The 26081-nt window shown below is 45.6% G+C and carries 19 protein-coding genes and 3 pseudogenes; 18 read left to right on the top strand and 4 right to left on the bottom strand.

Annotated elements, in window-relative coordinates; all coding sequences use genetic code 11:
* The first annotated feature begins 212 nt into the window (after positions 1–212).
* The 4 genes from AC04Q6_RS04885 to AC04Q6_RS04870 all read left to right on the top strand — a co-directional run bounded on the left by AC04Q6_RS04885 (position 213) and on the right by AC04Q6_RS04870 (position 5092).
* Complete coding sequence (locus tag AC04Q6_RS04885; protein ID WP_476389557.1) at positions 213–1307, top strand: substrate-binding domain-containing protein; 1095 nt, start codon at positions 213–215, stop codon at positions 1305–1307.
* A 180-nt stretch (positions 1308–1487) separates the two neighbouring features.
* Positions 1488–2987 carry an L-arabinose isomerase gene (gene araA, locus AC04Q6_RS04880; RefSeq protein WP_118062738.1) on the top strand — a complete coding sequence of 500 codons (1500 nt, stop codon included), beginning with the start codon at positions 1488–1490 and terminating at the stop codon, positions 2985–2987.
* Between the two features lie 18 nt (positions 2988–3005).
* Positions 3006–4610 (top strand): xylulokinase, encoded by a 1605-nt coding sequence (locus AC04Q6_RS04875; RefSeq protein ID WP_118070665.1) that lies wholly within the window; start codon positions 3006–3008, stop codon positions 4608–4610.
* A 68-nt stretch (positions 4611–4678) separates the two neighbouring features.
* Positions 4679–5092, top strand: coding sequence for an inorganic diphosphatase (locus AC04Q6_RS04870; RefSeq protein ID WP_476389556.1), 414 nt, complete (start codon positions 4679–4681; stop codon positions 5090–5092).
* A gap of 68 nt (positions 5093–5160) precedes the next feature.
* Here AC04Q6_RS04870 and AC04Q6_RS04865 read toward each other — a convergent pair whose 3' ends face one another.
* Positions 5161–5688, bottom strand: coding sequence for a flavodoxin family protein (locus tag AC04Q6_RS04865; protein ID WP_118062736.1), 528 nt, complete (start codon positions 5686–5688; stop codon positions 5161–5163).
* Between the two features lie 313 nt (positions 5689–6001).
* Here AC04Q6_RS04865 and AC04Q6_RS04860 point away from each other — a divergent pair, with 313 nt between their 5' ends.
* Together AC04Q6_RS04860 and larE are read left to right on the top strand one after the other, a co-directional pair.
* Complete coding sequence (locus AC04Q6_RS04860) at positions 6002–6802, top strand: MBL fold metallo-hydrolase (protein WP_021976659.1); 801 nt, start codon at positions 6002–6004, stop codon at positions 6800–6802.
* A 307-nt stretch (positions 6803–7109) separates the two neighbouring features.
* The gene (larE, locus tag AC04Q6_RS04855) at positions 7110–7937 is read left to right on the top strand and encodes an ATP-dependent sacrificial sulfur transferase LarE (protein ID WP_118169780.1); all 828 of its coding nucleotides are present in this window, start codon (positions 7110–7112) and stop codon (positions 7935–7937) included.
* A 145-nt stretch (positions 7938–8082) separates the two neighbouring features.
* Here the strand turns inward: larE and AC04Q6_RS04850 are convergent, their stop codons facing one another.
* The gene (locus AC04Q6_RS04850) at positions 8083–10047 is read right to left on the bottom strand and encodes an oleate hydratase (protein ID WP_118169781.1); all 1965 of its coding nucleotides are present in this window, start codon (positions 10045–10047) and stop codon (positions 8083–8085) included.
* A 157-nt stretch (positions 10048–10204) separates the two neighbouring features.
* Entirely contained in the window at positions 10205–10789 is a 585-nt protein-coding gene (locus AC04Q6_RS04845) for a TetR/AcrR family transcriptional regulator (protein ID WP_021976662.1), read from the bottom strand.
* Between the two features lie 172 nt (positions 10790–10961).
* On the opposite strand from AC04Q6_RS04845, the gene AC04Q6_RS04840 reads away from it, so the two are divergent.
* From AC04Q6_RS04840 to AC04Q6_RS04805, 8 genes and pseudogenes are all read left to right on the top strand, one after another.
* A complete protein-coding gene (locus AC04Q6_RS04840) occupies positions 10962–11990 on the top strand; it encodes a sugar ABC transporter substrate-binding protein (RefSeq protein WP_118070676.1) in 1029 nt (342 codons plus the stop codon).
* A complete protein-coding gene (locus AC04Q6_RS04835; protein WP_021976664.1) occupies positions 11968–13476 on the top strand; it encodes a sensor histidine kinase in 1509 nt (502 codons plus the stop codon). The genes AC04Q6_RS04840 and AC04Q6_RS04835 overlap by 23 nt, the downstream gene beginning before the upstream one ends.
* Positions 13454–15052, top strand: coding sequence for a response regulator transcription factor (locus tag AC04Q6_RS04830; protein ID WP_118169783.1), 1599 nt, complete (start codon positions 13454–13456; stop codon positions 15050–15052). The genes AC04Q6_RS04835 and AC04Q6_RS04830 overlap by 23 nt, the downstream gene beginning before the upstream one ends.
* Positions 15053–15058: 6 nt before the next feature.
* Positions 15059–16138: a sugar ABC transporter substrate-binding protein gene (locus tag AC04Q6_RS04825; RefSeq protein WP_118169785.1), complete on the top strand. Its 1080-nt coding sequence runs from the start codon at positions 15059–15061 to the stop codon at positions 16136–16138.
* A gap of 248 nt (positions 16139–16386) precedes the next feature.
* Positions 16387–17415: a multiple monosaccharide ABC transporter substrate-binding protein gene (gene chvE, locus AC04Q6_RS04820; RefSeq protein WP_242996933.1), complete on the top strand. Its 1029-nt coding sequence runs from the start codon at positions 16387–16389 to the stop codon at positions 17413–17415.
* 85 nt (positions 17416–17500) lie between these two features.
* Entirely contained in the window at positions 17501–19039 is a 1539-nt protein-coding gene (gene mmsA, locus AC04Q6_RS04815; RefSeq protein WP_215707172.1) for a multiple monosaccharide ABC transporter ATP-binding protein, read from the top strand.
* Between the two features lie 4 nt (positions 19040–19043).
* Positions 19044–20219 carry a multiple monosaccharide ABC transporter permease gene (gene mmsB / locus AC04Q6_RS04810; RefSeq protein WP_119247797.1) on the top strand — a complete coding sequence of 392 codons (1176 nt, stop codon included), beginning with the start codon at positions 19044–19046 and terminating at the stop codon, positions 20217–20219.
* Positions 20220–20608: 389 nt separating this feature from the next.
* A pseudogene (locus tag AC04Q6_RS04805) lies at positions 20609–21937 on the top strand (IS1182 family transposase); the annotation flags it as partial.
* Between the two features lie 149 nt (positions 21938–22086).
* Here AC04Q6_RS04805 and AC04Q6_RS04800 read toward each other — a convergent pair.
* Positions 22087–22314, bottom strand: a pseudogene (locus AC04Q6_RS04800) (IS1634 family transposase); the annotation flags it as partial.
* Between the two features lie 336 nt (positions 22315–22650).
* Between AC04Q6_RS04800 and nhaC the strand changes: the two are divergent.
* From nhaC to AC04Q6_RS04780, 4 genes and pseudogenes are all read left to right on the top strand, one after another.
* Complete coding sequence (gene nhaC, locus AC04Q6_RS04795; protein ID WP_015526033.1) at positions 22651–24096, top strand: Na+/H+ antiporter NhaC; 1446 nt, start codon at positions 22651–22653, stop codon at positions 24094–24096.
* A gap of 5 nt (positions 24097–24101) precedes the next feature.
* Positions 24102–24593, top strand: a complete 492-nt coding sequence (locus tag AC04Q6_RS04790; protein WP_015526032.1) for an amidohydrolase family protein — start codon at positions 24102–24104, stop codon at positions 24591–24593.
* A gap of 53 nt (positions 24594–24646) precedes the next feature.
* Entirely contained in the window at positions 24647–25807 is a 1161-nt protein-coding gene (iadA, locus tag AC04Q6_RS04785) for a beta-aspartyl-peptidase (RefSeq protein WP_015526031.1), read from the top strand.
* A gap of 34 nt (positions 25808–25841) precedes the next feature.
* A pseudogene (locus AC04Q6_RS04780) lies at positions 25842–26042 on the top strand (sugar ABC transporter permease); the annotation flags it as partial.
* Positions 26043–26081: the final 39 nt, after the last annotated feature.

Below are 26081 nucleotides of genomic sequence, written 5' to 3'. Positions count from 1 at the left end.
AAACGTTGAGATAAAAAAGCAGTATATACAGGCCGGAACACCAAATTGGGGAAGGTGTTCCGGCCTTTTTTATATGGAACTTTTGTTAAATAATAAAAAACAACTTGTTCGTATGTATATACAAGTTATAAAATGATTACAGATGAAAATATAAATGTCCGTTTTACATCCGATGTTTGAAGGAAGAATAATACAAACGAAGGGAGGAGCTTATGGCAGAAAACGGAAAAGCAAAATATTATGCACTGATGGAAGAAATGAAAACAGACATTCTTTCCGGAAAGATCCGTCCGGGTGAGAAGCTTCCTTCTGAAAACCAGCTCAGTGTCCGCTACGGGCTGAGCAGGCATACGGTGCGAAAGGCTCTGGGGATCCTGGCAGGAGATGGATACATAGAATCCTTTCAGGGAAAAGGAACCTTCTGTGCGGATGTGCTCCGTCAGATTCACGGGACCGGAAACATCGCAGTGGTGACTACATATATCTCGGATTATATTTTTCCAAGGCTGATCCAGGGAATCGATGAGGTGCTGTCCGATAACGGGTACAGTATCATCCTGAAAAATACAGGAAACAGCCGCCAGAAGGAGGCAAGATTCCTGGAAGAGCTGATCAGCAAGGGAATTGACGGACTGATCATCGAACCCAGCAAAAGTGAGCTGTTGTGCAGACATGTGAGTCTGTACGAAACACTGGACAAGTATCGGATCCCCTATATTTTTATCCAGGGACTGTATACGGAGATGCAGGAAAAGCCCCACATCCTCATGGATGACGCAGGAGGCGGTTATCTTGTGACAAAACATCTCCTGGACTCCGGCAGGCGCAACATCGCGGGATTTTTCAAGGCAGATGACCGTCAGGGAATCGAACGGCATAAGGGCTATGTGAAGGCTTTGCAGGAGCATGGAATTGCCTATGATCCGGACAAAGTGATCTGGTTTCATACTGAGGACCGGCGCAGGAAACCGGCGCTTATGGTCCGGAACATGATCCGGCAGAATTGCCTTCCGGACGGAATCGTATGCTACAACGACCAGATCGCTGTCCAGGTCATGGAAGAACTGGAACGTCAGGGCAAAAAGATCCCGGAGGATGTTGCGGTGACCGGTTATGACAATTCGCTGTACGCAAGACAGGGGCAGGGAATCACTACTATCACCCATCCCCAGGAAAAACTGGGTGAGATGGCAGCAAAGCTTCTCCTGGAAAAATTAAGTGGCGTGCCGGACGAAGAGAGTAAGGTGGAACGGCTGATCCGGCCGGAGCTGATCGTACGGGGCAGCAGTGTGAAGACAGGAATATGAACACAAATGCATGAGGGCAGAGAGATAATCACTTATCAGATAATGAAACATGACATATTTTACAGAGAACTTTATAACATTTCAGAAGGCTGGACACATGTTGGAAACAGAAATGTGTTACAGATTTTCAGGAATGTTATGCATATTATATAATTTTATATTTCAAGGAGGAATTTTCACATGAAAACAGGAAGAGATTACAAATTCTGGTTTTGCACAGGTTCACAGGATCTTTACGGAGATGAATGTCTCCGCAAGGTAGCCGAGCATTCAAAGATCATCGTAGAGGAACTGAATAAATCCGGTGTACTTCCGTTTGAGGTTGTATGGAAACCAACGCTGATCACAAATGAGCTGATCCGTAAAACCTTTAATGATGCCAATGCAGATGAAAACTGTGCCGGCGTGATCGCGTGGATGCACACATTTTCCCCGGCAAAATCCTGGATCCTTGGCCTTAAAGAGTATCGCAAACCGCTGTGCCATCTTCATACACAGTTCAATGTGGAAATCCCCTATGACACCATTGATATGGACTTTATGAATGAGAACCAGTCCGCACATGGCGGCCGTGAGTTTGGCCATATGGTAACCCGCATGGGAATCGAGAGAAAAGTCATTGCAGGACACTGGGCAGACAAAAAGGTCCAGGAGCGTCTGGCATCCTGGATGCGTACTGCAGTTGGTATCATGGAGAGCAGCCATATCCGTGTATGCCGTGTAGCCGACAATATGAGAAACGTAGCTGTAACAGAGGGCGATAAGGTTGAGGCTCAGATGAAATTCGGATGGGAGATCGATGCTTATCCGGTTAACGAGATCGCAGAATATGTACAGGACGTAAGCCAGGGAGATATTGATGTTCTGGTAGAAGAATATTATAATAAATATGACATGATTCTGGATGGACGTGACCCTGAGGAATTTAAGAAGCATGTAGCAGTCCAGGCAGGGATCGAGATCGGTTTTGAGCGTTTCCTTGAGGAGAAAAACTATCAGGCTATCGTAACACACTTCGGTGATCTGGGATCCCTGAAGCAGCTTCCGGGACTTGCGATCCAGCGACTGATGGAAAAAGGCTATGGCTTCGGTGGCGAGGGTGACTGGAAAACAGCAGCTATGGTCCGCCTGATGAAAATCATGGCAGCAGGCAAAAAGGACGTCAAGGGTACTTCCTTTATGGAGGATTACACTTATAATCTGGTACCTGGTAAAGAGGGAATCCTTGAGGCACATATGCTGGAGGTTTGCCCATCTGTTGCTGATGGCAAGGTCAGCATGCGTGTATGCCCGCTTTCCATGGGAGATCGTGAAGATCCTGCAAGACTGGTATTTACTTCTAAGACAGGTCCTGGAATCGCTACATCCCTGGTTGACCTAGGAGATCGTTTCCGTCTGCTGATCAATGAGGTTGAGTGTAAGAAAACAGAGAAACCGATGCCTGCACTTCCGGTAGGTACTGCATTCTGGACTCCGAAGCCGGATCTTTCCACAGCGGCAGAGGCATGGATCCTTGCAGGCGGCGCACATCATACTGCATTTACCTATGACCTTACTGCAGAGCAGATGGGCGACTGGGCAGCAGCTATGGGTATCGAAGCGGTTTATATTGATGGCGATACAACGATCCGGAATCTGCAGAATGAGCTGAGATGGAACAGCATGTATTTCAGCAAATAATACGGGAGGTTTTTTACAATGGGAGTTAATGAGGCAAAAACAGCCATTCTTGAGAACCGTACAGCTCTTGGTATTGAGTTTGGTTCCACAAGGATCAAGGCAGTTCTGGTAGACGATAAAAATCAGCCCATCGCATCCGGTGCCTATGAATGGGAAAACCAGTATGTAGATGGTATCTGGACATACAGCCTGGAGGAGATCTGGAAAGGTCTCCAGGGCAGCTACCAGGATATGGCAGAAGATGTTCAGAAAAAATATGGGATGGAGCTTACAAGTGTAGGTGCTTTTGGTGTCAGTGCCATGATGCATGGATATATGCCGTTTAACAAAGCGGGAGAGCTGATGGTTCCGTTCCGTACCTGGAGAAACAACATCACAGGGGAAGCTTCTGAAAAGCTGGCAGAGCTTTTCCATTACAATATCCCTCAGAGATGGAGCATTGCCCACCTGTATCAGGCAATCCTTAATGGTGAGGAGCATGTAAAAGACATCGATTACATTACTACTTTGGAAGCCTATGTACACTGGAAACTTACCGGAAAAAGAGTTCTTGGTATCGGCGATGCGGCAGGTATGTTCCCGATCGACAGCGAGACAAAGGACTATAACGAAGAGATGGTGCAGAAGTTTGATGAGCTGGTTGCATCTTATGGATTCCCATGGAAACTCCGTAACATTATGCCGGAAGTCATGGTTGCAGGTCAGGATGCCGGAGTTCTTACTGAGGAAGGCGCAAAACTTCTGGATGTAAGCGGAAAGCTGAAAGCCGGAATTCCGATGTGTCCGCCTGAGGGAGACGCAGGAACCGGTATGGTTGCCACAAACAGTGTCCGTCAGCGTACAGGAAATGTTTCCGCGGGAACCTCCGTATTTGCCATGATCGTCCTGGAAAAAGCACTTTCCAGACCGTACAAGGAGATCGATATGGTTACTACCCCGGCAGGAGATCCAGTTGCCATGGCCCATTCCAACAACTGTACTTCGGATCTGAACGCATGGGTAAATGTGTTTAAGGAATTTGCGGAAGCCATGGGTATGAAAGTGGATATGAACAAACTGTTCGGAACTCTTTATAACAAAGCCCTGGAAGGGGATCCGGACTGTGGTGGACTTCTTTCCTACTGTTATTTCTCCGGCGAGCATATGACCGGTTTTGAAGAGGGACGTCCACTGTTTGTACGTTCTCCTGAGAGTAAATTTACACTGGCAAACTTTATGAGAAACAATCTTTACACCTGCCTTGGTGCCATGCGTGTAGGTCTGGATATCCTTCTCAATCAGGAGCATGTAAAGATTGATAAGCTTCTGGGACACGGCGGCCTCTTTAAGACAAAGGGTGTTGGCCAGCAGATCCTTGCAGATGCGGTAAATGCGCCGGTATCCGTAATGTCCACAGCAGGAGAAGGCGGAGCCTGGGGAATTGCGCTTCTGGCTTCTTATATGATCAACAAAAAAGACGGCGAAGACCTTGCGGATTTCCTGGATGAAAATGTCTTCAAAGGAAACGAAGGCAGCACACTTGCACCGGAAGCCGAAGGCGTAAAAGGATTCAACGCATTTATGGACCGATATATGAAGGGTCTTGGAATTGAGCGTGCAGCAGTAGAGGCGAAGATCTGGTAAAGAGAAGAACGGATTGAAATGAGAAGGTCAGTTTTTCTGACGGAATGTAAAAGAATGAGAGATTGGTCATGAGCTACGTAACAAATGCGGATTGCGAATATCCGTTTGACAAAGGAAGAAAAATGAAACGGACAGATCAGGAAAAGAAGAAACCATCTCCGGGTGAGCTTGTACATATCATGATCGACCGGCCCATGAACAGTTACCATCCGGAACACAAAGATCTTTTTTATCCGGTAAATTACGGCTACATTGAAGGAATCATCGCTCCGGACGGCGAGGAACAGGACGTCTATGTTCTGGGTATCGATCACCCGGTAAAAGAATTTACAGGAAAAGTGATCGCCATCATCCACCGCCTCAATGATGTGGAAGACAAGTGGGTGGCAGTTCCGGAGGATAAGACCATGACAGCAGAGGAGATCATGGAACAGGTCCGGTTTCAGGAGCAGTATTTTGAGACGGAGATAGAAATGCTGTAATAAGAAAAATGTAAAAGGGGGAGCAGCCATGGTCAACCATATGACTGCTCCCCTTTGTGATACAAAAATTACAGGCTGGCTGCCAGTTTCTTAACCTCTTCCAGCTGCGGACAGACTTTCATGCTGCCTTTTTCCAGCATATTGGGAACTGTGACAATACCCATATCTTCCCATTTCAGATAAGAGGTCATGGCCTTGTACTGAGCGATGGCTGCATCAAAGACATGATCTGCGCCTGCATCCAGGAGCAGAGCTGTTTTGTGGAACGGAAATCCGATACTTCCCCATGCATACATACGGTCAATTACGGTTTTCAGCTGTGCGGTGATATCAAACCAGTAAACTGGTGATGCAAATACCAGAAGGTCGGTATCAGAAAGCTCCGCAAAAACCTTCTTCATATCATCATCCTGTACACATTTGCCCTCATGGGAGTAGCAGTATTTGCAGTCCATGCATCCGCGGATATGTAAATTTGCAATGTTCAGAACAGTTGCTGTATGACCGTTTTCCTGAGCAGCTTTTGCAAAGGTATCGGCCATGATCTGTGTGTTGCCGTTGTGGCGCGGACTGCCGTTTAAGATTGTGATCTTCATTAGAAATCCCTCCAGTTATAATTATTGATATGGGACCATTGTAACATAAAAATAATGGAGCGCAAAGAAAGCTTTTCTATGTCCAATGTGCAGAGTGCAGGGAGGAAAGAGGCTCTTTTTATAGAAATTTATTGAAAATATTTCTCCATAATGTTATCATTGGACACGAAAAACACAGAAAAAACGAGAAAACATAAGGCTGTTATGCAGGTATCTGCAATATGGTCTGAAGCAGCCGGTGAGAGTGTCAGAAAACAAAAGCAATGGGTGGCAGAATGTTTGATGACCAGGGCTATACAGGAGGAGAAAAACAATGAAATTAACCATGCTTGGAACAGGTAACGCACTGGTAACAGAGTGCTACAATACATGTTTCGTGCTCAGCGATGAGTACGGCCATTTTCTGGTTGACGGAGGCGGCGGAAATACTGTACTTTCCCAGCTGAAGAAGGCAGGTATTGACCTGATGGATGTCCATGAGATCTTTGTTACACATAAGCACGTAGACCATATCATGGGAATCGTCTGGGTGATCCGCATCATCTGCCAGAATATGAAAAAAGGTACTTACCAGGGCGAGGCGAATATCTATGCCCATGATGAGGTGATCGGACTTCTGAAAGACATGGCCTTTAAGCTTCTGAATAAAAAGGAGACACAGTACATTGGTGACAGACTTCACCTGATCGAAGTAAAAGACGGTGAGGAGAGAACGATCCTCAATAAGAAAGTGACCTTCTTTGACATCGGTTCCACCAAGGCAAAACAGTTCGGATTCCAGATGATCTACGATGGTGGAAAGGTACTTACCTGCTGTGGCGATGAGCCATACAACGAGTGCGAGGAGAAATACGCCAAAGGCAGTGACTGGATGTTCCACGAAGCATTCTGCCTGTACGGACAGCGTGATATCTTCAATCCTTATGAGAAACATCACTCCACAGTCAAGGATGCCAGCGAGCTTGCTGAAAATCTTGGCGTGAAAAACCTTGTACTGTATCATACAGAGGATAAGAACATTAAGAAACGTAAAGAACTCTACGGCGCAGAAGGCAGAGAGTATTATCACGGAAATCTGTTTATTCCGGATGATCTTGATGTGATCGAAATGTGATAATTGTAAAAAAGGAAGGATCGGAAGCGTGGCATATGCTGCGTTTCCGGTCCTATTTTATATCATGGAAAATTATTTCGTAATGCTCCAATGACATAAAAGAGTCCTCCAGGAAGAAGTCTTTCCTGTTCTATAAAAATTTTGTGGAAGATAATTTTACGAAAAGCTTATGAGCCGGATAGATCGTCCGGATATACTTACAAATTTCATAGTGTATCCATCAGAAAGAAAATGCTTGTAGGACAAAAAGGTATCGTTTACAATAATACACAAATAATATTTTACAAATTACGAGGTGACAGAACATATGCCAGCAACAGACAATATCACACTTGAAGAAAAATACAGAAAACTCCAGGAGATCCTTCGTTCCCTTGGAAGCGTAGCCGTAGCCTTTTCCGGCGGTGTAGACTCCACGTTTCTTCTGAAAGCTGCCCAGGAAACACTTGGCGACAAGGCCATGGCCATTACCGCATGTCCCTGCTCCTTTACTGACAGAGAGCTGAAAGAAACAGAGGATTTTTGCCAGGAAAATCATATCCGACAGGAGATCTGTAAGATCAACGAATTCGACATTCCAGGCTTCCGCCAGAACCCGCCGGACCGTTGCTACATCTGCAAAAAAGCCATCTTCACCAAACTCTGGGAAGCAGCAAAATCCCACCATATGAACATGATCGTGGAAGGCTCCAATATGGATGACCTGGGAGATTACCGTCCTGGAAAAAGAGCCATTCAGGAGCTTGGGGTCCGAAGTCCTCTCCAGGAGGCCGGCCTCTATAAAGAAGAGATTCGCAAGCTGTCAAAGGGCATGAACCTTCCAACCTGGAACAAGCCATCCTTTGCCTGCCTTGCTTCCAGATTTGTATACGGTGAGACCATCACCGAGGAAAAACTTCACATGGTAGACCAGGCCGAGCAGTTTCTCATGGATCTGGGATTCCATCAGTTCCGTGTCCGTATCCACGGTACCATGGCAAGGATCGAGGTTCCGGAAGAAGATATCCTGAAAATTGCAGATAATGAAACAAGAACAAAGATCACAGAGAAATTCCGCACCTTGGGATTTTCCTACGTGACCCTGGATCTTCAGGGATTCCGCTCCGGAAGCATGAACGAAATACTGGGAAAATAAGTATCAGAAAATAAAATAATCCCCCGGAAATACCGCGCGAGAAGTATTTCGGGGGGATTGCTGCACGAATAGAACCGGAGGCTCCGTTACTGTGTTCAAATCTCAATTTTCGGATTGAGAATATTTGTCTGGCAGGCTGTATATCTTACATATAATCCTTCAGCACATCATGATCCCGCAGTACCTTCTCAACCACAGTACCCTTTACAACATTGAGAAGTGGTTTTTTCAGTGCATTCAGAGGTCCGGGCAGCTGGATCTCAAGAGGAGATTTTCCATCCATCAGCTTCACGCTGCTGTCAAGAAGCTCACGGATATCATAAACGCTTCCCCATACTTCCGGAACACCACGGTCTACACCAAAAAGTCCATATACAGCTTCCATTGCGGTACGTACGGAATATTCTGTTGTGAATATGGTATCACGTGGAGTCTCTGCAAACTGACCCAGGAATGCGAAGTTTACGCATCCATCCGGGATAACATCCGGGCGGTCACCTTTGGCGCGGGGCATAAAGAATGCAGTGATATACGGCATCATAGTCGGAACGCAGACAGCACTGTTTTCAGCCATGTCGTCGATCTGATCTACCGGAACACCCAGGTGGTACAGCCACTCAGCGGTAATTTCCTTACCGGTACATTCTTTCATCGGTTTTTTGATATAGTCACCAGGAACATCGGTGAACAGTCCGTATACCCATACGCAGACTTTCTTCGGATCCTGCTCCTTGAACTGTCCCTGACGGTTGATGGTCCAGCTTAAGAGCCATTTGGAATCCTGGCAGCTTACGATACCGCCGGTAACAACCTTGCCGGAACGCGGGTCACGCTGGCAGATATTGGTGATATACGGGATGATGCGGTCATCCAGAGTCGTGATGGTAGCAGATTCCCAGTTTGTTTTGGAAATATCAGAGCAGAATTTTTCCGGATGTCCGAAGGACGGGTCCTGGGCTGCGATATTTTTCCACAGGGACCATACGCCGCTGGTGCGGACTTCTGCGTCACCGTTTGGAGCATGATTCTGGTCGCCATAGATGGTGCCTTCTGTACAGCTTCCGTTTGTGACAAAAACATAATCATTTTCAGTAAGAAGAATGCCCTGTTCCACACCTTTTACCTTACATTCAATGGCGGAGGCGATCTTTTTGCCATCCTTGAAATCAAAGATCACGTTTGTGACCTCGGTATTAAACTGGAAGTCAACACCTGCATCCTCCAGATATTTTTTCATAGGAAGGATCAGGGATTCATACTGATTGTACTTGGTGAACTTCAGGGCACTGAAATCCGGAAGGCCTGCAATGTGATGGATGAAACGCTGGAAGTAAAGCTTCATCTCCAGAGCACTGTGCCAGTTCTCAAATGCGAACATGGTCCTCCAGTACAGCCAGAAGGTGGAATCAAACACTTCATCATCGAAAACATCCTCGATGGTTTTGTCGTAAAGATCCTCATCCTTTGTCATAAACAGCTTCATGATCTCCATGCAGCCCTTCTGGCTTAAGTTAAATTTTCCGTCGGTATGAGCGTCCTGCCCACGGTTAACGGTTGCACGGCACAGAGAATAATTGGGGTCATGTTTATTCAGCCAGTAAAATTCATCCAGAACAGAAGCGCCTGGTTTTTCGAGGGAAGGAATGCTGTGGAAAAGATCCCAGAGACATTCGAAATGATTTTCCATCTCACGGCCGCCACGCATGATATAACCTCTGGACGGATCAAAAATTCCATCGCAGGCACCGCCGGCAATGTCCATGGCTTCCAGGATGTGGATATGGTCCCCGGGCATCTGTGCATCTCTGACCAGGAAGCAGGCAGCTGCCAGGGAAGCAAGGCCGCTTCCTACGATGTAAGCATGCTTGTCATCCACACCCTCCGGCTTCTCCGGGCGGGCAAAGGCTTCGTAGTTGCCGTTGGAATAATAGATCCCCTTGCTGTTTTTGTCATATTTTCCACGTTCGGTATTGCGGTAGTTCTCGGTAGTTTCCTTTACATGGAAAGTTTCCTCTTCATTGATCTCTTTTGTTTTTTTCATCAGCATGGCTGCGCCGGCTCCGGCTGCCGCAAGTGCTGCAAGTCCTATGAATCCTTTTTTATCTGACATATGACATCCACCTTTCGTAAATGAGATACCTGTTTGTATCGGATTAACTGTTCTTTGTTGCTGTTGAGGCTATGATAGCCCATCCGGAAAAAAGATTCTATTTACAAAACACCGGAAATGTTCAGTTTTTTATCATTATGCCTGTTTTGATAAGTTTTTATTCTGTACGCACACCGGCAGTTTTGTTTTTTGCGGCAAAATTGTGGATGGCATTGTCGATACATCCATACAGTGCAGTTGCGGTGTCATCCACGATTCCGTGGTAATCTTCGCGCATGCCATTTTTGATCCAGTCCAGCATAATGCCTACAAAGCTGTATTTATAGAGATCTGCGATAAAAATTTTCTGCTCTTCTGTAATGAGGATGTCTTTTGATTTCTCAGTTACCACACCCATCAGCAGATCACAGGTGAGCGCAAACAGATAATTCTCGATCTGTTCCCGTCCAACGCTGCGGTATACATTTAAGATGAACGGTTTGTTTTCCATTACGGCATCAAAGATCTGAAGAAGTCCCTCATGCCAGGTAGAAGAAGTTTTTTTGCCCTGGAGGGCGATCCTGGCATCCTCCAGACAACTCCACTCCACAAGATCGTAGATATCTTTGAAATGATAATAAAAAGTCATGCGGCTGATCCCGCAGTCTGTAGTCAGGTCGTTGATGGTGATCTTATCTAAAGGCTTCTTAAGAAGCAGACGTTTCAGGGATTCTTCCAGAGCAAGTTTGGTTGCGTTTGTCATAATTGCTGGCCTCCTTTGGCAAGTTTATGGTTATTAATATAACATGAAAATGCACAGAAATTCTATGGATGGCGGTGACTTTTCTGTGAAAAGATGATAAACTATATAAAAAATTTATAATGTTGCAAAAATATTATCATAAACCGGCATTACAAATGGAGAAGAGTATGACATGAAGAGGAAACCAGTATATATCCTGTGTATATTTGTAGCGATCGCAGTTCTGATCTATATGACAGGAGAATCCTATTACAGCGGCATTACAAAAAAAGCAGGTCTTGAGAAAAAAGAAGAAAAAGTATATCAGTATCAGTATGACCTGATCGTGGACAGTCCGGATTCCCAGTTCTGGCAGGCTGTATATGCAAGTGCACGGAAAACTGCGGCACAGAACGACGTCCTTCTGGAAATCATGGGACCGGATCGGGGAACCTCCTATGATAAACTGGACTACATGAACATGAGTATTGCGGCCAAGGCAGACGGGATCATTTTGCAGTACAACGGGGAATCCGGTCTGGAGAAAGCCATTGATACTGCAGTAGAAAATGGCATACCAGTGGTCACAGTCATGAGTGACGCGGTGCACAGCAGGCGGCAGAGTTTTGTGGGTGTCAGCGATTATCAGCTGGGCATGGCTTACGGGGAATTTGTTTCCAGTTATGTGGACGAAGATACGGAAAAGATCCTGATCCTTCAGAAAAGAGACATTGATGATATGAACGAAAGCCAGATTTATACCCAGATCAGCAATTCTGTGCAAAAGGCAGCCGGAAATAATGATATCCAGATCAGGGGAAGAAATCTTCTGTCTACAGGAACCTTTGAAACCGAGGAAGCAGTTACGGATATTTTTCAGCAGAAACGGAACATTCCGGATATTCTGGTGTGCATGGATGAGGAGACCACGGAATGTGCCAGACAGGCAGTGCTGGACTTCAACCTTGCAGGAAAAGTTAAGATTATCGGTTATTACACATCGGAGGATATCCTGGCAGCAGTGGAAAAAGGTGTCATTTCCGTGACCTGCGACGTGGATACCACACAGCTGGGACAGTACAGTGTGGAAGCGCTTACCAATTATATCAAAGATGGAAGAACGAATTCTTATTATAATGTAGACATTAATTTTCTTGACCGGGCAGCGGTGGAAAAAATGAGAAGGGAGGCAGACACAGATGAAAAAGCTTCGGTGGAGTGACCTTTCTCTTGTCAGCAAGATCGTGATCGAGGTAGGCGTCCTTGCGGCGCTGATGTTTACGATCAACATGCTGTTTTATGTCCGGATCAACAATTCCATGCAGGAGATGGATGATGTATACGCCAGCAATGCCCAGATCACAGAACTGGGGCAGGTTTTTGAGGATGTACAGGACAGCATGTATCAGTATCTGAAGGTAAAAAGTTCCCAGGCACTGATGGATTATTACCAGAACGAAGCCAAATACAGGCAGGAACTGGAAAAGCTCAATGATCAGAATATAGAGGATTCTGTAAAACTTCTGGAGAAAAAGATCCGGAAAATGTCCGAATCCTATCTGTCCTGCACAGCAGGAACCGTAGCTGCCAAGCGAGGCAGAAATGTGGAAAAGTACAAGCTGAAATACGACGAGAGCCTGGAACTTTACAGCTATATCCAAAGCTCCATGGATGAACTGAACAAGCAGCTTTTTAAAGAAAATTCCCAGACCTACGGGGCTCTCCGGGCAGTTATGAAATATCTGGAGATCAGCAATACGGTGATCATGCTTCTGGGGGTAGTCTGCGGAATGATCCTTCTGATCATGGCTACAAGAGGGATGTTCCGGCCGCTGACAAACATGGCGGAAACCGCACAGCTGGTAGGTCAGGGAAACTTTAATGTGAAGATGCCGCCAACCGATGCCAAAGATGAACTGGGGGTGGTGACAAGGGCTTTTAATACCATGGTGGAGAATCTCGGCCTTTACATCGCAAGGACAAAGGCAGGTATGGAAAAAGAGCAGCAGATGATGGAACGGGAACTTCTGATGGAGACACATCTGAAGGAAGCACAGCTGAAATATCTCCAGTCCCAGATCAACCCGCATTTTCTTTTTAATTCCCTGAATGCAGGAGCACAGCTCGCCATGATGGAGGATGCGGAAAAAACCAGTATTTTTGTGGAAAAGATGGCAGATTTTTTCCGTTATAATGTAAAGAAGGGTGAGGAAGATGCTACACTGGAGGAAGAGCTGGAAGCAGTAGACAATTATATTTACATACTGAATGTGCGTTTTGCAGGAGATATCCATTTTTCCAAAAAGGTGGAATGTGATGTGGAAAATGTGCGTGTTCCCAGCATGATCCTGCAGCCGGTTGTGGAAAACGCGGTCAATCATGGAATCCGCAATATTGACTGGGAAGGCCATATTGAACTGAGTGTGGAACGCTGGAAAGATCATATTGAGATCAGTGTCCGGGATAACGGACAGGGAATGACGAAAGAACAGATTGAGAAAGTTCTTTCCAAAAAGATCCACAACAGTTCCAGTGAGGGGGATTCCACGGGAATTGGTATGAATAACGTGATCAGCCGTCTGGAACTGTACTATGAACAGGACGGACTGATGGAAATTTACAGTGAAGGGGAAGGAATGGGAACAGAGGTTGTGATCAACATTCCTGTGGAGAGGAGCGAAAATAATGTACAGAATCCTGCTTGCTGATGATGAAGGGATCATGCTGGAATCCCTGAAAAGTATCATAAGTTCCAATTATGGAAATGAATGTGAGATCCATACTGCAAAAACCGGCCGTGCAGTTGTGGAAGAAGCGGAAAAATATCCGCCGGACATCTGTTTTATGGATATCCAGATGCCGGGGTTGAGCGGAATCCAGGCCATCCGGGAGATCCAGAAATTCAACAGATCTGTAGTGTTTGTGATCATCACTGCCTACGATAAATTCAATTATGCAAAAGAAGCCGTAAACCTGGGAGTTATGGAATTTCTGACCAAGCCGGTCAACAAAAAAGTAATCCTGGAAACCTGTTCAAAAGCTATGGATCAGGTGGATTCCACAAGACAGAAACGAAGCGATGATCTGAAGATCCGTGAAAAACTGGAAACCGTTGTGCCCATGATTGAAAGCGGATATATCAATAATATCCTTCTGCAGGATGATTTTCAGACATATCAGGATAATTACAAGGAACTTCTGGATATCCAGGAAGAATACGGATATATGATCGTGGCAGAATTCGGGGATTCCACAGAAAACGGAGTGCTTACCAATGCAGTGGGAGCCAGTGTAAAGGCCAATAAATTTTATTCTACATTCCGGGAGATCGCTCAGGGATTTTTTGAATGTCTGGTGGGCCCCATCATGGGAAACCGTATTGTGATCCTTGTTCCGTACCGAAATCCCAAGGAGTCTTATGAGGAGCGCGTGGAAGTGGTAACAAGGACCAGAAACATGGTACATAAGCTGGAAAGCAGGATCGACAGCAAATTCCGCTGTGGTATCGGCCGGGTGAAGGAACTGGGAAGCACCATGAAAGAATCTTTCAAGGAGGCGATGATCGCACTTCGGGAAAGTACCAGCCATGTGATCCATATCGAGGATGTTCCGGCAGCGCAGAAATACGACGGGGAGTATCCAAGAGACCTGGAACGCCGCTATGAAAAACGAGTGATCGACAAGGATGTGGCAGGAGCCTTAAACTGCGCGGAAGAATTTTTCCGGTGGATGGAGAACCAGCCGGGAGTCAGTATGGAGGATATGCAGATCAAGGTGCTGGAACTTGTGATGGGAGTGGAAAAAAAGGCCTTTTTTGCCGGAACCGTGAAATATGCCATCAGCTACCGCAGAAATTATATTCATGAACTTCAGGCGTGTACAGATATGGAAGGCATGAAAAAATGGTTTTTGGACAAAACCTCGGAGATCTGCAGCAACATGGAAAGTGCAAGGGAAAAAGAGGCAGTATCCATCATCGAAAAAGCAAAGTCCTATATCCGGGACAATTACAAAAAAGATATCTCGCTGGATGAAGTATCGCGGGAAGTGGATATCAGTCCCTATTATTTCAGCAAGCTCTTCAAGCAGGAGACAGGAGGAAACTTTATTGAGTACCTTACAGAGATCCGGCTTCGGAATGCAAGGGAGCTTCTCAAGGATTCCGGGCTTTCCATCAAGGAGATCTGCGCGGAATCCGGATACAGTGATCCAAATTATTTCAGCAGGATATTCAAAAAATATGAAGGTGTGACACCAAGTGAATTCAGGGAGAGGTTGAGGTAAGACATCATGAGCGGGGGAAAAATATTCAGGAAATTTTTGATTTTTCTATGTCTGGCAGCATTGATGCTGACTGGCTGCACTTCTGCAAAAACGGAGGAAGCGGCACAGCAGGAGACAGACGGAAAGGAAGAAAACGGAGAAAAGAAGATCCAGATCGGGCTTACCGTGGATTCTTTTGTTATTGAACGGTGGATCCGCGACAGAGATGTATTTGTGGCAACAGCAAGGGATCTTGGGGCAGAGGTAAATGTACAGGATGCAGGAGCCGACGCCCAGGAGCAGATCAGTCAGATCGATTACTTTATCAAGAAACATATGGATGTGATTGTGATCATCGCAAGGGACTGCGGTGCGCTTTCGGAGGCTGTGGAACGTGCACACAGCGCGGGGATCCGGGTGATCTCCTATGACCGTATGGTGAATGACGCCAATACGGATATGTACATCTCCTTTGACAACCGTATGGTGGGAGAGATCATGGCACAGTCTATGGAGGAAGCCATTCCGGACGGCGGAAAGATCTTTATGATCCAGGGATCCGCCACAGATAACAATGTCGCAATGGTAAAAGAAGGGTTTGAGGATACACTACAAGGCAGCAATCTTCAGGTAGTATATGAAGCCAACTGTGAAGGATGGACAGCGGAACTGGCCGTGGATTATGTGGAAGAGGCGCTGGAGGAGTATCCGAATGTAAAAGGGATCATGTGCGGAAATGATGATATTGCCAGCCAGGTGATCCAGGTTCTTGCGGAGAACCAGCTTGCGGGGCAGGTGATCGTGGTAGGACAGGACGGAGATCTGGCAGCCTGTCAGCGTATTGTGGAGGGGACCCAGTATATGACCGCATTTAAGTCCATTGAGGATCTGGCCCGCCAGGCAGCGAGGTATGCAGTGAAGATGGCAGAAGAGGGAAAAGTTTCTTCTGATGTGACAGATACGGTAAATGATGGAAGCTATGATGTCCCGGCGAAGGTGCTGGAGCCGGTAGCAGTTACCAGGGATAATATTGATGAGGTGATCATAGACGGAGGGTTCCACAGAAGAGATGAGGTGTATCTCAATACGGATTATGATACAGAATAACAGGAATCCATATGTGCAATAACATACAATTATGACAAAAATCAATAGCAGATTTTTGGCGCAAAAATGTCTTGCTTCGTGCAAGGCATTTTTCTTTTGCAAAAAAATGTCTCTGTCATTGCCAACTATGTCCAGATTGTCCTGTGCTATAGTAACATCATCAAAGGAAACGTGATTCCAAAAACAAAAATGAAACGGAGGATTTTACAATGAAAAGAAAAATGGTATCTGCACTTCTTTGCGCGACAATGGTAGCTGGTATGGTGGTAGTTCCGGCAGCAACAGCACAGGCAGCAGACAAAAAAGTGATCGGTGTTACCATGCCGACCAAGGATCTCCAGAGATGGAACCAGGATGGCGAGAACATGAAGAAAGAGCTGGAGGCAGCAGGATATGAAGTAGACCTTCAGTATGCATCCAACGACGTAAGCACACAGGTTTCCCAGCTTGAGAACCAGGTAGCAAACGGATGCGACCTTCTGGTTGTGGCATCCATCGACGGAAGCAGCCTTGGCGAGCCGCTGAAGCAGGCCAAAGAAAAAGGAATTCCGGTTATTTCCTATGACCGTCTTCTTATGAATTCCGATGCAGTTTCCTATTATGCAACATTCGATAACTACAAAGTAGGACAGAAACAGGGCGAGTACCTGGTAGATGCACTGGATCTTGATAATCAGGATGGACCGTTTAACATCGAGCTGTTCACCGGAGATCCTGGTGATAACAACTGTAACTTCTTCTTCGGTGGTGCGATGGATGTTCTCCAGAAATACATCGACGACGGCAAACTGGTAGTAAAATCCGGACAGACCGAGTTTGAGCAGGTTGCTACTGCAAACTGGGACAGTGCAAAAGCACAGGACAGAATGGACACCATCATCGCAGGTAACTACTCTGACGGAACAAACCTTGACGCAGTTCTCTGCTCCAATGATTCCACAGCACTTGGTGTTGAGAATGCACTGGCAGCTTCCTACACAGGAGAATATCCGATCATCACCGGTCAGGACTGTGATACACCGAACGTTAAGAACCTTGTAGCCGGAAAACAGGCAATGTCCGTATTCAAAGACACAAGAGCTCTTGCTTCCGCAGTAGTAAAAATGGTTGACTCCATCATGAAAGGTGAGGAGCCGGAAGTTAATGATACAGAGTCCTATGATAACGGAACAGGTGTCATCCCGACATACCTTTGCGACCCGGTTGTTGTTACAACAGATAACTACAAAGAGATCCTGATCGATTCCGGATACTACACAGAGGATCAGATCAAATAAGTGAATTTTTAAGGACAGAAATTTATCACATGCAGGCGGGGATCATAACCGCCTGCATGAACAGTGGAAAGGGAGGGAAATTGAGTTGGCTAAGATACTTCTGGAAATGAAAAATATCACCAAAACTTTCCCAGGTGTAAAGGCACTGGACAATGTTAATCTCCAGGTCGAGGAAGGCGAGATCCATGCACTCGTAGGTGAGAATGGTGCCGGAAAATCTACATTGATGAATGTATTAAGTGGTATATATCCGTACGGCTCGTATGAAGGAAATATTATTTATGATGGTGAGATCTGTAAATTTAACACCATCAAAGACAGTGAACATAAAGGAATTGTAATCATCCACCAGGAACTTGCCCTGATCCCGTATATGACGATCGGTGAAAACATGTACCTGGGTAATGAAAGAGGCAAAAGCTTTTCCATCAACTGGAATGAAACTTATGGAGAAGCAGATAAATATTTGAAAATAGTAGGACTGGAGGAGTCCTCCAGAACTTTGATCAAGGATATTGGTGTAGGTAAGCAGCAGCTGGTTGAGATCGCAAAGGCACTTGCAAAAAATGCAAAACTTCTTATTCTGGATGAGCCTACCGCATCACTGAACGAAGACGATTCCAAAGCTCTTCTGGATCTTCTTCTGAAATTTAAGAAACAGGGAATGACTTCCATTATCATTTCCCATAAATTAAATGAGATCTCCTATGTGGCGGATAAGATCACAGTTATCCGAGATGGATCTACCATTGAAACACTGGATAAAAAGAAAGACGATTTTTCTGAGCAGAGGATCATTCAGGGAATGGTTGGACGTGAGATGACAGACCGGTTCCCGAAACGTCCAAATGTAAAGATTGGCGATGTTTCCATGGAGGTCAAAAACTGGAATGTTTATCATCCGCTGTATACAGAGCGTAAGGTGGTAAATGATGTGTCGTTTAAGATACATAAAGGTGAGGTTGTTGGTATCTCAGGACTGATGGGAGCCGGACGTACAGAGCTCGCCATGAGTATTTTTGGCAAGAGCTATGGTACAAAGATATCCGGGCAGATCTTCATGAACGGAAAAGAAGTGAAGCTTAATACCGTCAAGGAAGCTATTGACAACAAGCTTGCCTATGTTACTGAGGACCGAAAAGGAAACGGACTGATCCTTTCCAAATCTATCAAGATGAATACATCTCTTGCAAATATGGCTGGTGTCAGCAACGGAAAAGTAATTGATACGGACAAAGAGTATGCGGTTGCTGAGGAATACAGGAAAAAGCTGAAAACAAAATGTCCTACTGTTGAACAGAATGTTGGTAACTTAAGTGGTGGTAACCAGCAGAAGGTCCTTCTTGCAAAGTGGATGTTTGCGGAACCGGATATTCTGATCCTGGATGAACCTACAAGAGGTATCGACGTAGGTGCCAAATACGAAATTTACTGTATCATCAACGACCTGGTGGCAGCAGGTAAATCCGTGATCATGATCTCTTCTGAACTTCCGGAAGTGCTTGGAATGTCAGACAGAATCTATATCATGAACGAGGGCAGATTTGTCGGTGAGGTAAGTGGTGAGGAAGCTACTTCTGAACTGATCATGTCCAAGATCGTGAAGTCAGGTAAAGGAGAGTAAGAAGATGGAGAAAAAGATTAGTTTTTCAGAAATGTTAAAGAAATATACCATGGTCATTGTGCTTGTTTTTGTAGTGATCATGTTTTCGGTGAACACGAAGGGTGTTATGCTTCTTCCACAGAATGTAAATAACCTGGTAGCACAGAATGCGTATGTATTTATTCTTGCAACTGGTATGTTGTTCTGTATCTTAACCGGTGGTAACATCGACCTTTCTGTTGGTTCAGTTGTATGTTTTGTTGCTGCTGTCGGTGGTAAGATGATGGTTCTCAACAGCATGAATCCGTATCTTACCATGATCGTGATGCTTCTGGTAGGTATTGCCATTGGTGCATGGCAGGGATTCTGGATCGCTTACGTCCGGATTCCTCCGTTTATCGTTACTTTGGCTGGTATGCTTGCTTTCCGTGGTCTTTCCAATGTTGTTCTGGAAGGTCAGACTCTTGCTCCGATGCCGGATGCTTATCTTGGTCTTTTTAATAACTATATTCCGGATTTCCTTGGCGGAGGTGAAGGTTTTAACAGAACCTGTTTTGTAGTTGGTATTATTGTCTGCATCGTTTATGTTGCGCTGGTTATGAAGAACCGTGCGGATCGTGCGAAGAAAGGTTACAGTGTTGAGGCTTTTGGTGGTACTGCGGTGAAGATGGTCCTGATCTGTGCAGTTGTTCTTGCTTTTATGTTCAGACTTGCTCAGTACAAAGGTATTCCGAATTCTCTTCTCTGGGTTGCAGTGATCATCGCGATCTATACATACATTGCTTCCAAGACTACAACCGGTCGTTATTTTTACGCAGTTGGTGGTAATGAGAAGGCTACGAAGCTTTCCGGTATTGATACGAACAAAGTTTATTTCCTTGCTTACCTGAACATGGGTCTTCTGGCAGCTATCGCAGGTATGGTGACAATGGCCAGATTGAATTCTTCCAACCCGCAGGCTGGTACAAACTTTGAGATGGATGCGATCGGTGCTTGTTTTATTGGTGGTGCTTCTGCTTATGGTGGTACCGGTACAGTTCCTGGTGTTATCATTGGTGCACTTCTGATGGGTGTTCTGAATCTTGGTATGAGTATCATGGGTATTGACCAGAATATCCAGAAGGTTGTTAAAGGTATGGTTCTTCTGGCAGCGGTTATCTTCGATGTTGTCAGCAAGAGAAAATCTTTTATCGTAAAATAATAATAGTCAGCGAATCAGGACAGCAGGTTTTCGGAGTGATCCGGAACCTGCTGTTTTTGGGTGTATATACTGTTGTTTTATGTAAGGTTATTTTGTTACTGTTCACTGGTCAATGTCATTTAGTTAATTTTCAAGGTTAGATCTTATACATGAGGTCTAACCTCTTTTTTAGTTTTTCCCTAAATAGGGGTTGACACTTCAACTCAAATGTGCGGCCGCTCTCACTACTGATTGGTTTTTAGAAGTAGTGAGAGCGGCCCTTGTAGTTAAAGAAGCATCTGCACGATGCAAATACAACTACAAGGAGATTTTTTTATGCTACAAAACCAAATCAAAACCATATTTAAAAGGGCACTGAAAAAGTCTGATTCTAAAAAAGAATTGGGCTTTTTTGTGAAAATTTCGGTCGCCTGGCAAAGGAACCAGAAATGATGTTTAAACTGCTTTTCCTGAAAAAACTGTACGATCTTTCTGACGAAGCCCTGATTAGCAGCGCCCAGACGGACATGGCATATAAATTTTTCCTTGACCTGGAACCAGAAGCAAAAATGATAGATCCCAGTCTTCTCACAAAATTCAGAAAAACTCGTATTACAGAAGATATTCTGGAAGAAATGTTAAAAGAAACCATTCAACAGGCTTTGGATAAAAATCTGATCAAATCGGGAACCATTATCGTTGATTCCACCCATACAATTGCTTCTGTCTGGGCAAAATCTCCAACGCAGATTCTGCGGGATATGAGCAAACAACTTCGGAAAGAGGTTTATAAAACAGCTTTTGAATTATCAGAGCGATTTCCTGAGAAACCCTCTTTGGAAGCAGGACTGGATGAAGAAATTGCCTATACTAGGGAACTACTCCAGGTTCTGGAGGAAGGAATAAAATCCTGTGGAAATAAAAAGATACAGAAACTTTCTCATGAAATGAAAGAACTACTAGAAGATGAGCGGCTCAAAGAGATCCGATCCAAAGATGATAAAGATGCACGGTTTGGACATAAAACGGCAACCAGTACGTTCTATGGATATAAGAATCATCTTGCGATGACTGAAGAACGTCTCATTGCGGGGATCACTGTAACAGATGGAGGAGCACCAGATGGGCAGGAATTACCAAAACTGATAGAAAACGCGAAGGAAAATGGAATAAAAGTTACAGAAGTTATAGGCGATATGGCATATGTCAGTGATGACAATCTGGAAGTCTGCGGAAAAGAGATTACATTGATTGCCAGAACCAATACAGCAGTAGCTGCTGCAGCAAACGGGAACCTTGAGGAAGGTTTCTGCTTTAATAAAGATGCTGGGATGCTGCAGTGTCCTGCCGGAGAGCTTTCCACGCGTGTAGAAAAAAGAACGGCAAAAAATGGGAATACTTATTTAAGATATATATTTAGCAAAGTAACGTGTCGGAAATGTCCCCAAAGAGAAAAATGCCGTGTAGGAAGATCAAACGCTAAAACAAGAAGCTACAGTATCACGCAAGCAAGCGAGAAAAATCTTGAAAGGCTTAAATTTGAAGAAAGCGAATATTTTCAGGAGCGAATGAAGATTCGGCACAGGATAGAAGAAAAGAATGGAGAACTAAAGGAAGCTCACGGTTTGCGTAAAGCAGATTCGAGAGGTTTATTTGCTATGCATCTGCAAATGTATTTTACGGCATTTACAGCAAATGTAAAACGAATAGTAAGATTAGATGAGCTGGCTATGGAGTAAACCATAGCTTTTTATGATTTTCCTAAGTAAAGATTTGAAAATAATATAAAAGAAAAACTTCCACTTAAGAAGAAATGGAAGTTTTTCAGTGCCCTTCAAATACAAGGGGTGTGGCACTTTTATCTGCATACACGAAACATAGTAATGTTTTATCTCCGCTTACTTTTTTTCTGAATTCCTTTCATTTTCCGTTTTGTTATGAATTGATAGTCTGTTCTGAATCCACAGGTTTCGTGGAGATCGTCAGTGATTTTCTGACGTTCATATACCGGCATGAAACCCTGTTCTTCTACATCTGCAAATTTTATGTCTTTTAAAATATGGAGCAATTGTTCTGTAGTATAAGTTCCTTTCAAAGCGCGGTTTAATAACCGGATTTGTATAGGACTGAGTGATATAAAAGGACTCGGAATTTTTTGATTTTGATGTTGTTATACGCACAATAATTACCGCTTCCACTGTTATAGTACATATCACTAAATATTACTATATAATAAAAATAAAAATTTGACAAAAAAATAAGCCTGTTTCAAGGCTTTGCGGTACTTTTTTGAATTTCAATGTGTCAAACTCCCGTGTAACAAGAAAATAAAAAAATATAAAGTTTTAGTTGTTGCCCGTTATCTTTTCTGATATAATAAGTCCAAATCTTAATACTCTGCCGTGATAAAATGTGAAACTGTCACGAAGGAGGCTAAAAGGAGAAACTACAAATGAAAGAAAAGAAAGAACGGGCCAAACGTCTGCCCACTTTTGCGGAATCGATCACACCGATCGTCGCAATGCTCCTGATCCTTACCATCGGAAAAGGCGTATTCGGCTACAGCACAGAGCCGCTTCTGATCATGGTAGCTGCAATCGCAGCATTTATCGCGTTCCGTGTAGGCATTACCTGGGATGAGATGATGGATGAGATCTGCACCAAGATCGCAAAGGGCATGCCTGCCATCCTGATTCTTGTATGTGTTGGCGCTATGGTTGGTACCTGGATGGCATCCGGTACCATTCCGATGATGATTTATTACGGCGTCCAGATCGTAAACCCGAAATTCATGCTGGTTACCGCGTTCCTGATCGAGGCAGTGGTTTCGGTTGTTACCGGTACCTCCTGGGGTTCCGTTGCAACCATGGGTGTTGCCCTGATGGGAATCGCAAGCGCCCTTGGCGTATCCCTTCCGGCTACTGCAGGCGCCTGCATCGCAGGTTCCTACTTTGGTGACAAGATGTCTCCGCTGTCCGATACCACAAACCTGGCTCCGATCGCGGCAGGCAGCACACTGTATGAGCATATCGGACATATGTTCTACACCACTGTCCCAGCAACCATCGTTTCCCTGGTGGTATATGCCATTGTTGGTATGAACGCAGATGTAAGCGCAGATATTACTTCTGACACCGTTACTACTTTATTAAGCCAGCTTTCTTCCATGTACAGCTGGAACCTGCTGATCATCATTCCGGTAGTGATCGTGCTGGGCGGCTCCCTGCTTCAGAAGCCAACCATTCCGGTTATGCTTCTTTCTACTTTTGTAGCAGGCTTGGAGAGTGTCTTCATTCAGCACGTAGCGTTAGGAGATGTGTTAAAGGCAACCGTAAACGGTTTTGATGTATCCATGATCCACCGTGCAGGATTTGACACCGAGACCTGTTCCGAGGCCGTAACCAAGCTGTTAAACCGCGGCGGTATGAACGGCATTATGAGCACCACACTTCTGGTATTCTGCGCATTCTGCTTCGCAGGTATCATGAGCCGGGCTGGCTGTCTGGATGTGGTACTCCAGAAGATCTTAAGCGTGGCAAAGAGTACCGGTGCGCTGATCACCGCAACCGTTGCAGCCTGCATTACCATGGCACTGACCACCGGTAACTCTTACCTTGCCATTCTGATTCCGGGCGAGATGTTCCGTGACGCTTACAAAGAGCGCGGGCTTGCGGCAAAGAACCTGTCCAGAACCCTTGAGGATGCCGGTACCGTAGTTGTACCGCTGATCCCGTGGTCCGCAGCAGGTGCTTACATGGCTTCCACCCTTGGCGTAGAGACTTTGGATTACCTTCCATGGGCAATCCTGTGCTACACCGGCTGGATTTTTGCAATCATCTGGGGCTTTACCGGATTTGGTATTGCCAAGCTCGATGATGAGAAGAAAAAGGAGAACTAAATACGATGTCCAGAGTGCTTTTGATTAAAAACGCGAATCTGTATGATCCGGATCCAAAAGGAATCCGTGATATCCTGATCGTAGATGAAAAAGTATTTTCTGTGGCAGAACACATCGATCCACCGGAACTTTCTGCTCCGGTGGAAGTTGTTTCTGCAGATGGAAAAATGGTAATTCCTGGTTATGTGGACCAGCATGTTCATGTGATTGGCGGGGGCGGCGCAAAGCTTCTGGTTACACGGCTTTCTTCCCTGCATGAGGAAGTGCGTGATGCTGTAAAGGCAGGGGTTCCGGTGGAAAAAGCCATCCGCATCTGCGGGGAGAACCCGGCCAGAGCCAACGGATTATTCCCGAAAAAGGGCTGCATCCGTCCGGGCAGCGACGCGGATCTTGTGATCCTGGATGAGGAATTTCTGGTAGATACGGTATTTGTCCGTGGACAGAAAATGGTGGAGTATGGAAAAGCACTGGTAAAAGGCACCTTTGAGACAGACTGACAGAAGCTTTGAAATAGAAAAGCGGAAAAGAAAGAGACAGGAGAATTGACATTATGATCAAGTTACTGAAAAACGCGAATGTGTACGCACCGGAGAAACTGGGAAAGAAAGATATCCTTATTGAGGGGGAAAAAATCCTTCTGATGCAGGATACTATTGAGGGATATGAGGGACTTCCGGGAGTGGAAACCTATGATCTGGAGGGAAAGACCGTTGTTCCGGCTTACATTGACATGCACGTGCATATCACAGGCGGCGGCGGAGAGCAGGGGCCGGCATCCCGTGTACCGGAATCCCAGCTCAGTGAATTCTTCAAAAATGGTATTACCACGGTAGTCGGACTTCTGGGAACCGATGGCGTAACCCGCAGTGTGGAAAATCTGGTCGCAAAAGCTCGCGCCCTGACCGAAGAGGGCATGACCGTGTACACTCTGACCAGTTCCTATGGTTACCCGCCGACCACCCTGACCGGAAGTGTAGAGCGCGATATCATCCTGGTTCCACCGATGATCGGTGTGAAGGTAGCGGTATCGGACCACAGAAGCTCCAACCCAGGCGGAGAAGAGCTGATCGCGCTGGCTACTGCAGCGCGCAGAGCCGGCTTACTCAGCAATACCCCTGGCCTGGTAACCATGCACATGGGTGACGGAGAGGGAAGACTGGATCCGATTTTCTATGTGCTGGATCATTCCGACGTTCCAGCCAAGAACCTGCTGCCGACCCACATCTTACGCAATCCTGGACTGATTGATGCCGGCGCGGATCTGGTGCGCCGTGGCGGCTACATTGACTGCACCGCCGGCGCCGATGATGTGGAGGTCGAATCCGATGCTCTGAAGCTCTATGAGCTGTTGCACCGCGAAGATGTGAGCCTGGATCATGTAACCATGTCCAGTGACGCGTTCGGAAGCCAGCCGCGCTTCAACGAAGAGGGCGAGTGCATTGGCCTGACCTACGCGTCCCCGAAGTATCTGCACCGTACCATCCAGATCCTGGTAAGAGAGGGCATGCCGCTGGAGGATGCCTTACAGCTTCTGACCAGCACTCCGGCCGTACTCCTTGGCAAAGAAGGAATCAAGGGCTGTGTAGCGGAAGGCGCAGACGCAGACCTTCTGGTACTGGATGAGAATCTCAACATCAACAGCCTGTTTGCCCGCGGCAAGGTCGCTGTGTGGGAGCAGGAAGTGAAGATGAAGGGCAGATTCGAGCAGTAAGGAAAACATACAGGAGAAGGACTGTGATTGACTTATTGGTGGTGCTTCTGCTTATGGTGGTACCGGTACAGTTCCTGGTGTTATCATTGGTGCACTTCTGATGGGTGTTCTGAATCTTGGCATGAGTATCATGGGTATTGACCAGAATATCCAGAAGGTTGTTAAAGGTATGGTTCTTCTGGCAGCGGTTATCTTCGATGTTGTCAGCAAGAGAAAATCTTTTATCGTAAAATAATAATAGTCAGCGAATCAGGACAGCAGGTTTTCGGAGTGA

The sequence above is a fragment of the Blautia sp. HA9023 genome (genome assembly GCF_056504095.1).
The sequence above is the reverse complement of the archived record's forward strand: the minus strand, read 5'-3'. Positions and strand labels throughout refer to the sequence as shown.

Excerpts from the sequence above, each read along its gene's own strand:
- iadA (WP_015526031.1), top strand. The coding sequence starts at position 24,647 with ATGATCAAGTTACTGAAAAACGCGAATGTGTACGCACCGGAGAAACTG.
- AC04Q6_RS04825 (WP_118169785.1), top strand. The coding sequence starts at position 15,059 with ATGAGCGGGGGAAAAATATTCAGGAAATTTTTGATTTTTCTATGTCTG.
- larE (WP_118169780.1), top strand. The coding sequence starts at position 7,110 with ATGCCAGCAACAGACAATATCACACTTGAAGAAAAATACAGAAAACTC.
- AC04Q6_RS04870 (WP_476389556.1), top strand. The coding sequence starts at position 4,679 with ATGAGCTACGTAACAAATGCGGATTGCGAATATCCGTTTGACAAAGGA.
- AC04Q6_RS04865 (WP_118062736.1), bottom strand. The coding sequence starts at position 5,688 with ATGAAGATCACAATCTTAAACGGCAGTCCGCGCCACAACGGCAACACA.
- AC04Q6_RS04790 (WP_015526032.1), top strand. The coding sequence starts at position 24,102 with ATGTCCAGAGTGCTTTTGATTAAAAACGCGAATCTGTATGATCCGGAT.
- chvE (WP_242996933.1), top strand. The coding sequence starts at position 16,387 with ATGGTAGCTGGTATGGTGGTAGTTCCGGCAGCAACAGCACAGGCAGCA.
- AC04Q6_RS04850 (WP_118169781.1), bottom strand. The coding sequence starts at position 10,047 with ATGTCAGATAAAAAAGGATTCATAGGACTTGCAGCACTTGCGGCAGCC.
- AC04Q6_RS04830 (WP_118169783.1), top strand. The coding sequence starts at position 13,454 with ATGTACAGAATCCTGCTTGCTGATGATGAAGGGATCATGCTGGAATCC.
- AC04Q6_RS04835 (WP_021976664.1), top strand. The coding sequence starts at position 11,968 with ATGAAAAAGCTTCGGTGGAGTGACCTTTCTCTTGTCAGCAAGATCGTG.
- AC04Q6_RS04860 (WP_021976659.1), top strand. The coding sequence starts at position 6,002 with ATGAAATTAACCATGCTTGGAACAGGTAACGCACTGGTAACAGAGTGC.
- AC04Q6_RS04845 (WP_021976662.1), bottom strand. The coding sequence starts at position 10,789 with ATGACAAACGCAACCAAACTTGCTCTGGAAGAATCCCTGAAACGTCTG.
- AC04Q6_RS04875 (WP_118070665.1), top strand. The coding sequence starts at position 3,006 with ATGGGAGTTAATGAGGCAAAAACAGCCATTCTTGAGAACCGTACAGCT.
- AC04Q6_RS04840 (WP_118070676.1), top strand. The coding sequence starts at position 10,962 with ATGAAGAGGAAACCAGTATATATCCTGTGTATATTTGTAGCGATCGCA.
- araA (WP_118062738.1), top strand. The coding sequence starts at position 1,488 with ATGAAAACAGGAAGAGATTACAAATTCTGGTTTTGCACAGGTTCACAG.
- nhaC (WP_015526033.1), top strand. The coding sequence starts at position 22,651 with ATGAAAGAAAAGAAAGAACGGGCCAAACGTCTGCCCACTTTTGCGGAA.
- mmsB (WP_119247797.1), top strand. The coding sequence starts at position 19,044 with ATGGAGAAAAAGATTAGTTTTTCAGAAATGTTAAAGAAATATACCATG.
- AC04Q6_RS04885 (WP_476389557.1), top strand. The coding sequence starts at position 213 with ATGGCAGAAAACGGAAAAGCAAAATATTATGCACTGATGGAAGAAATG.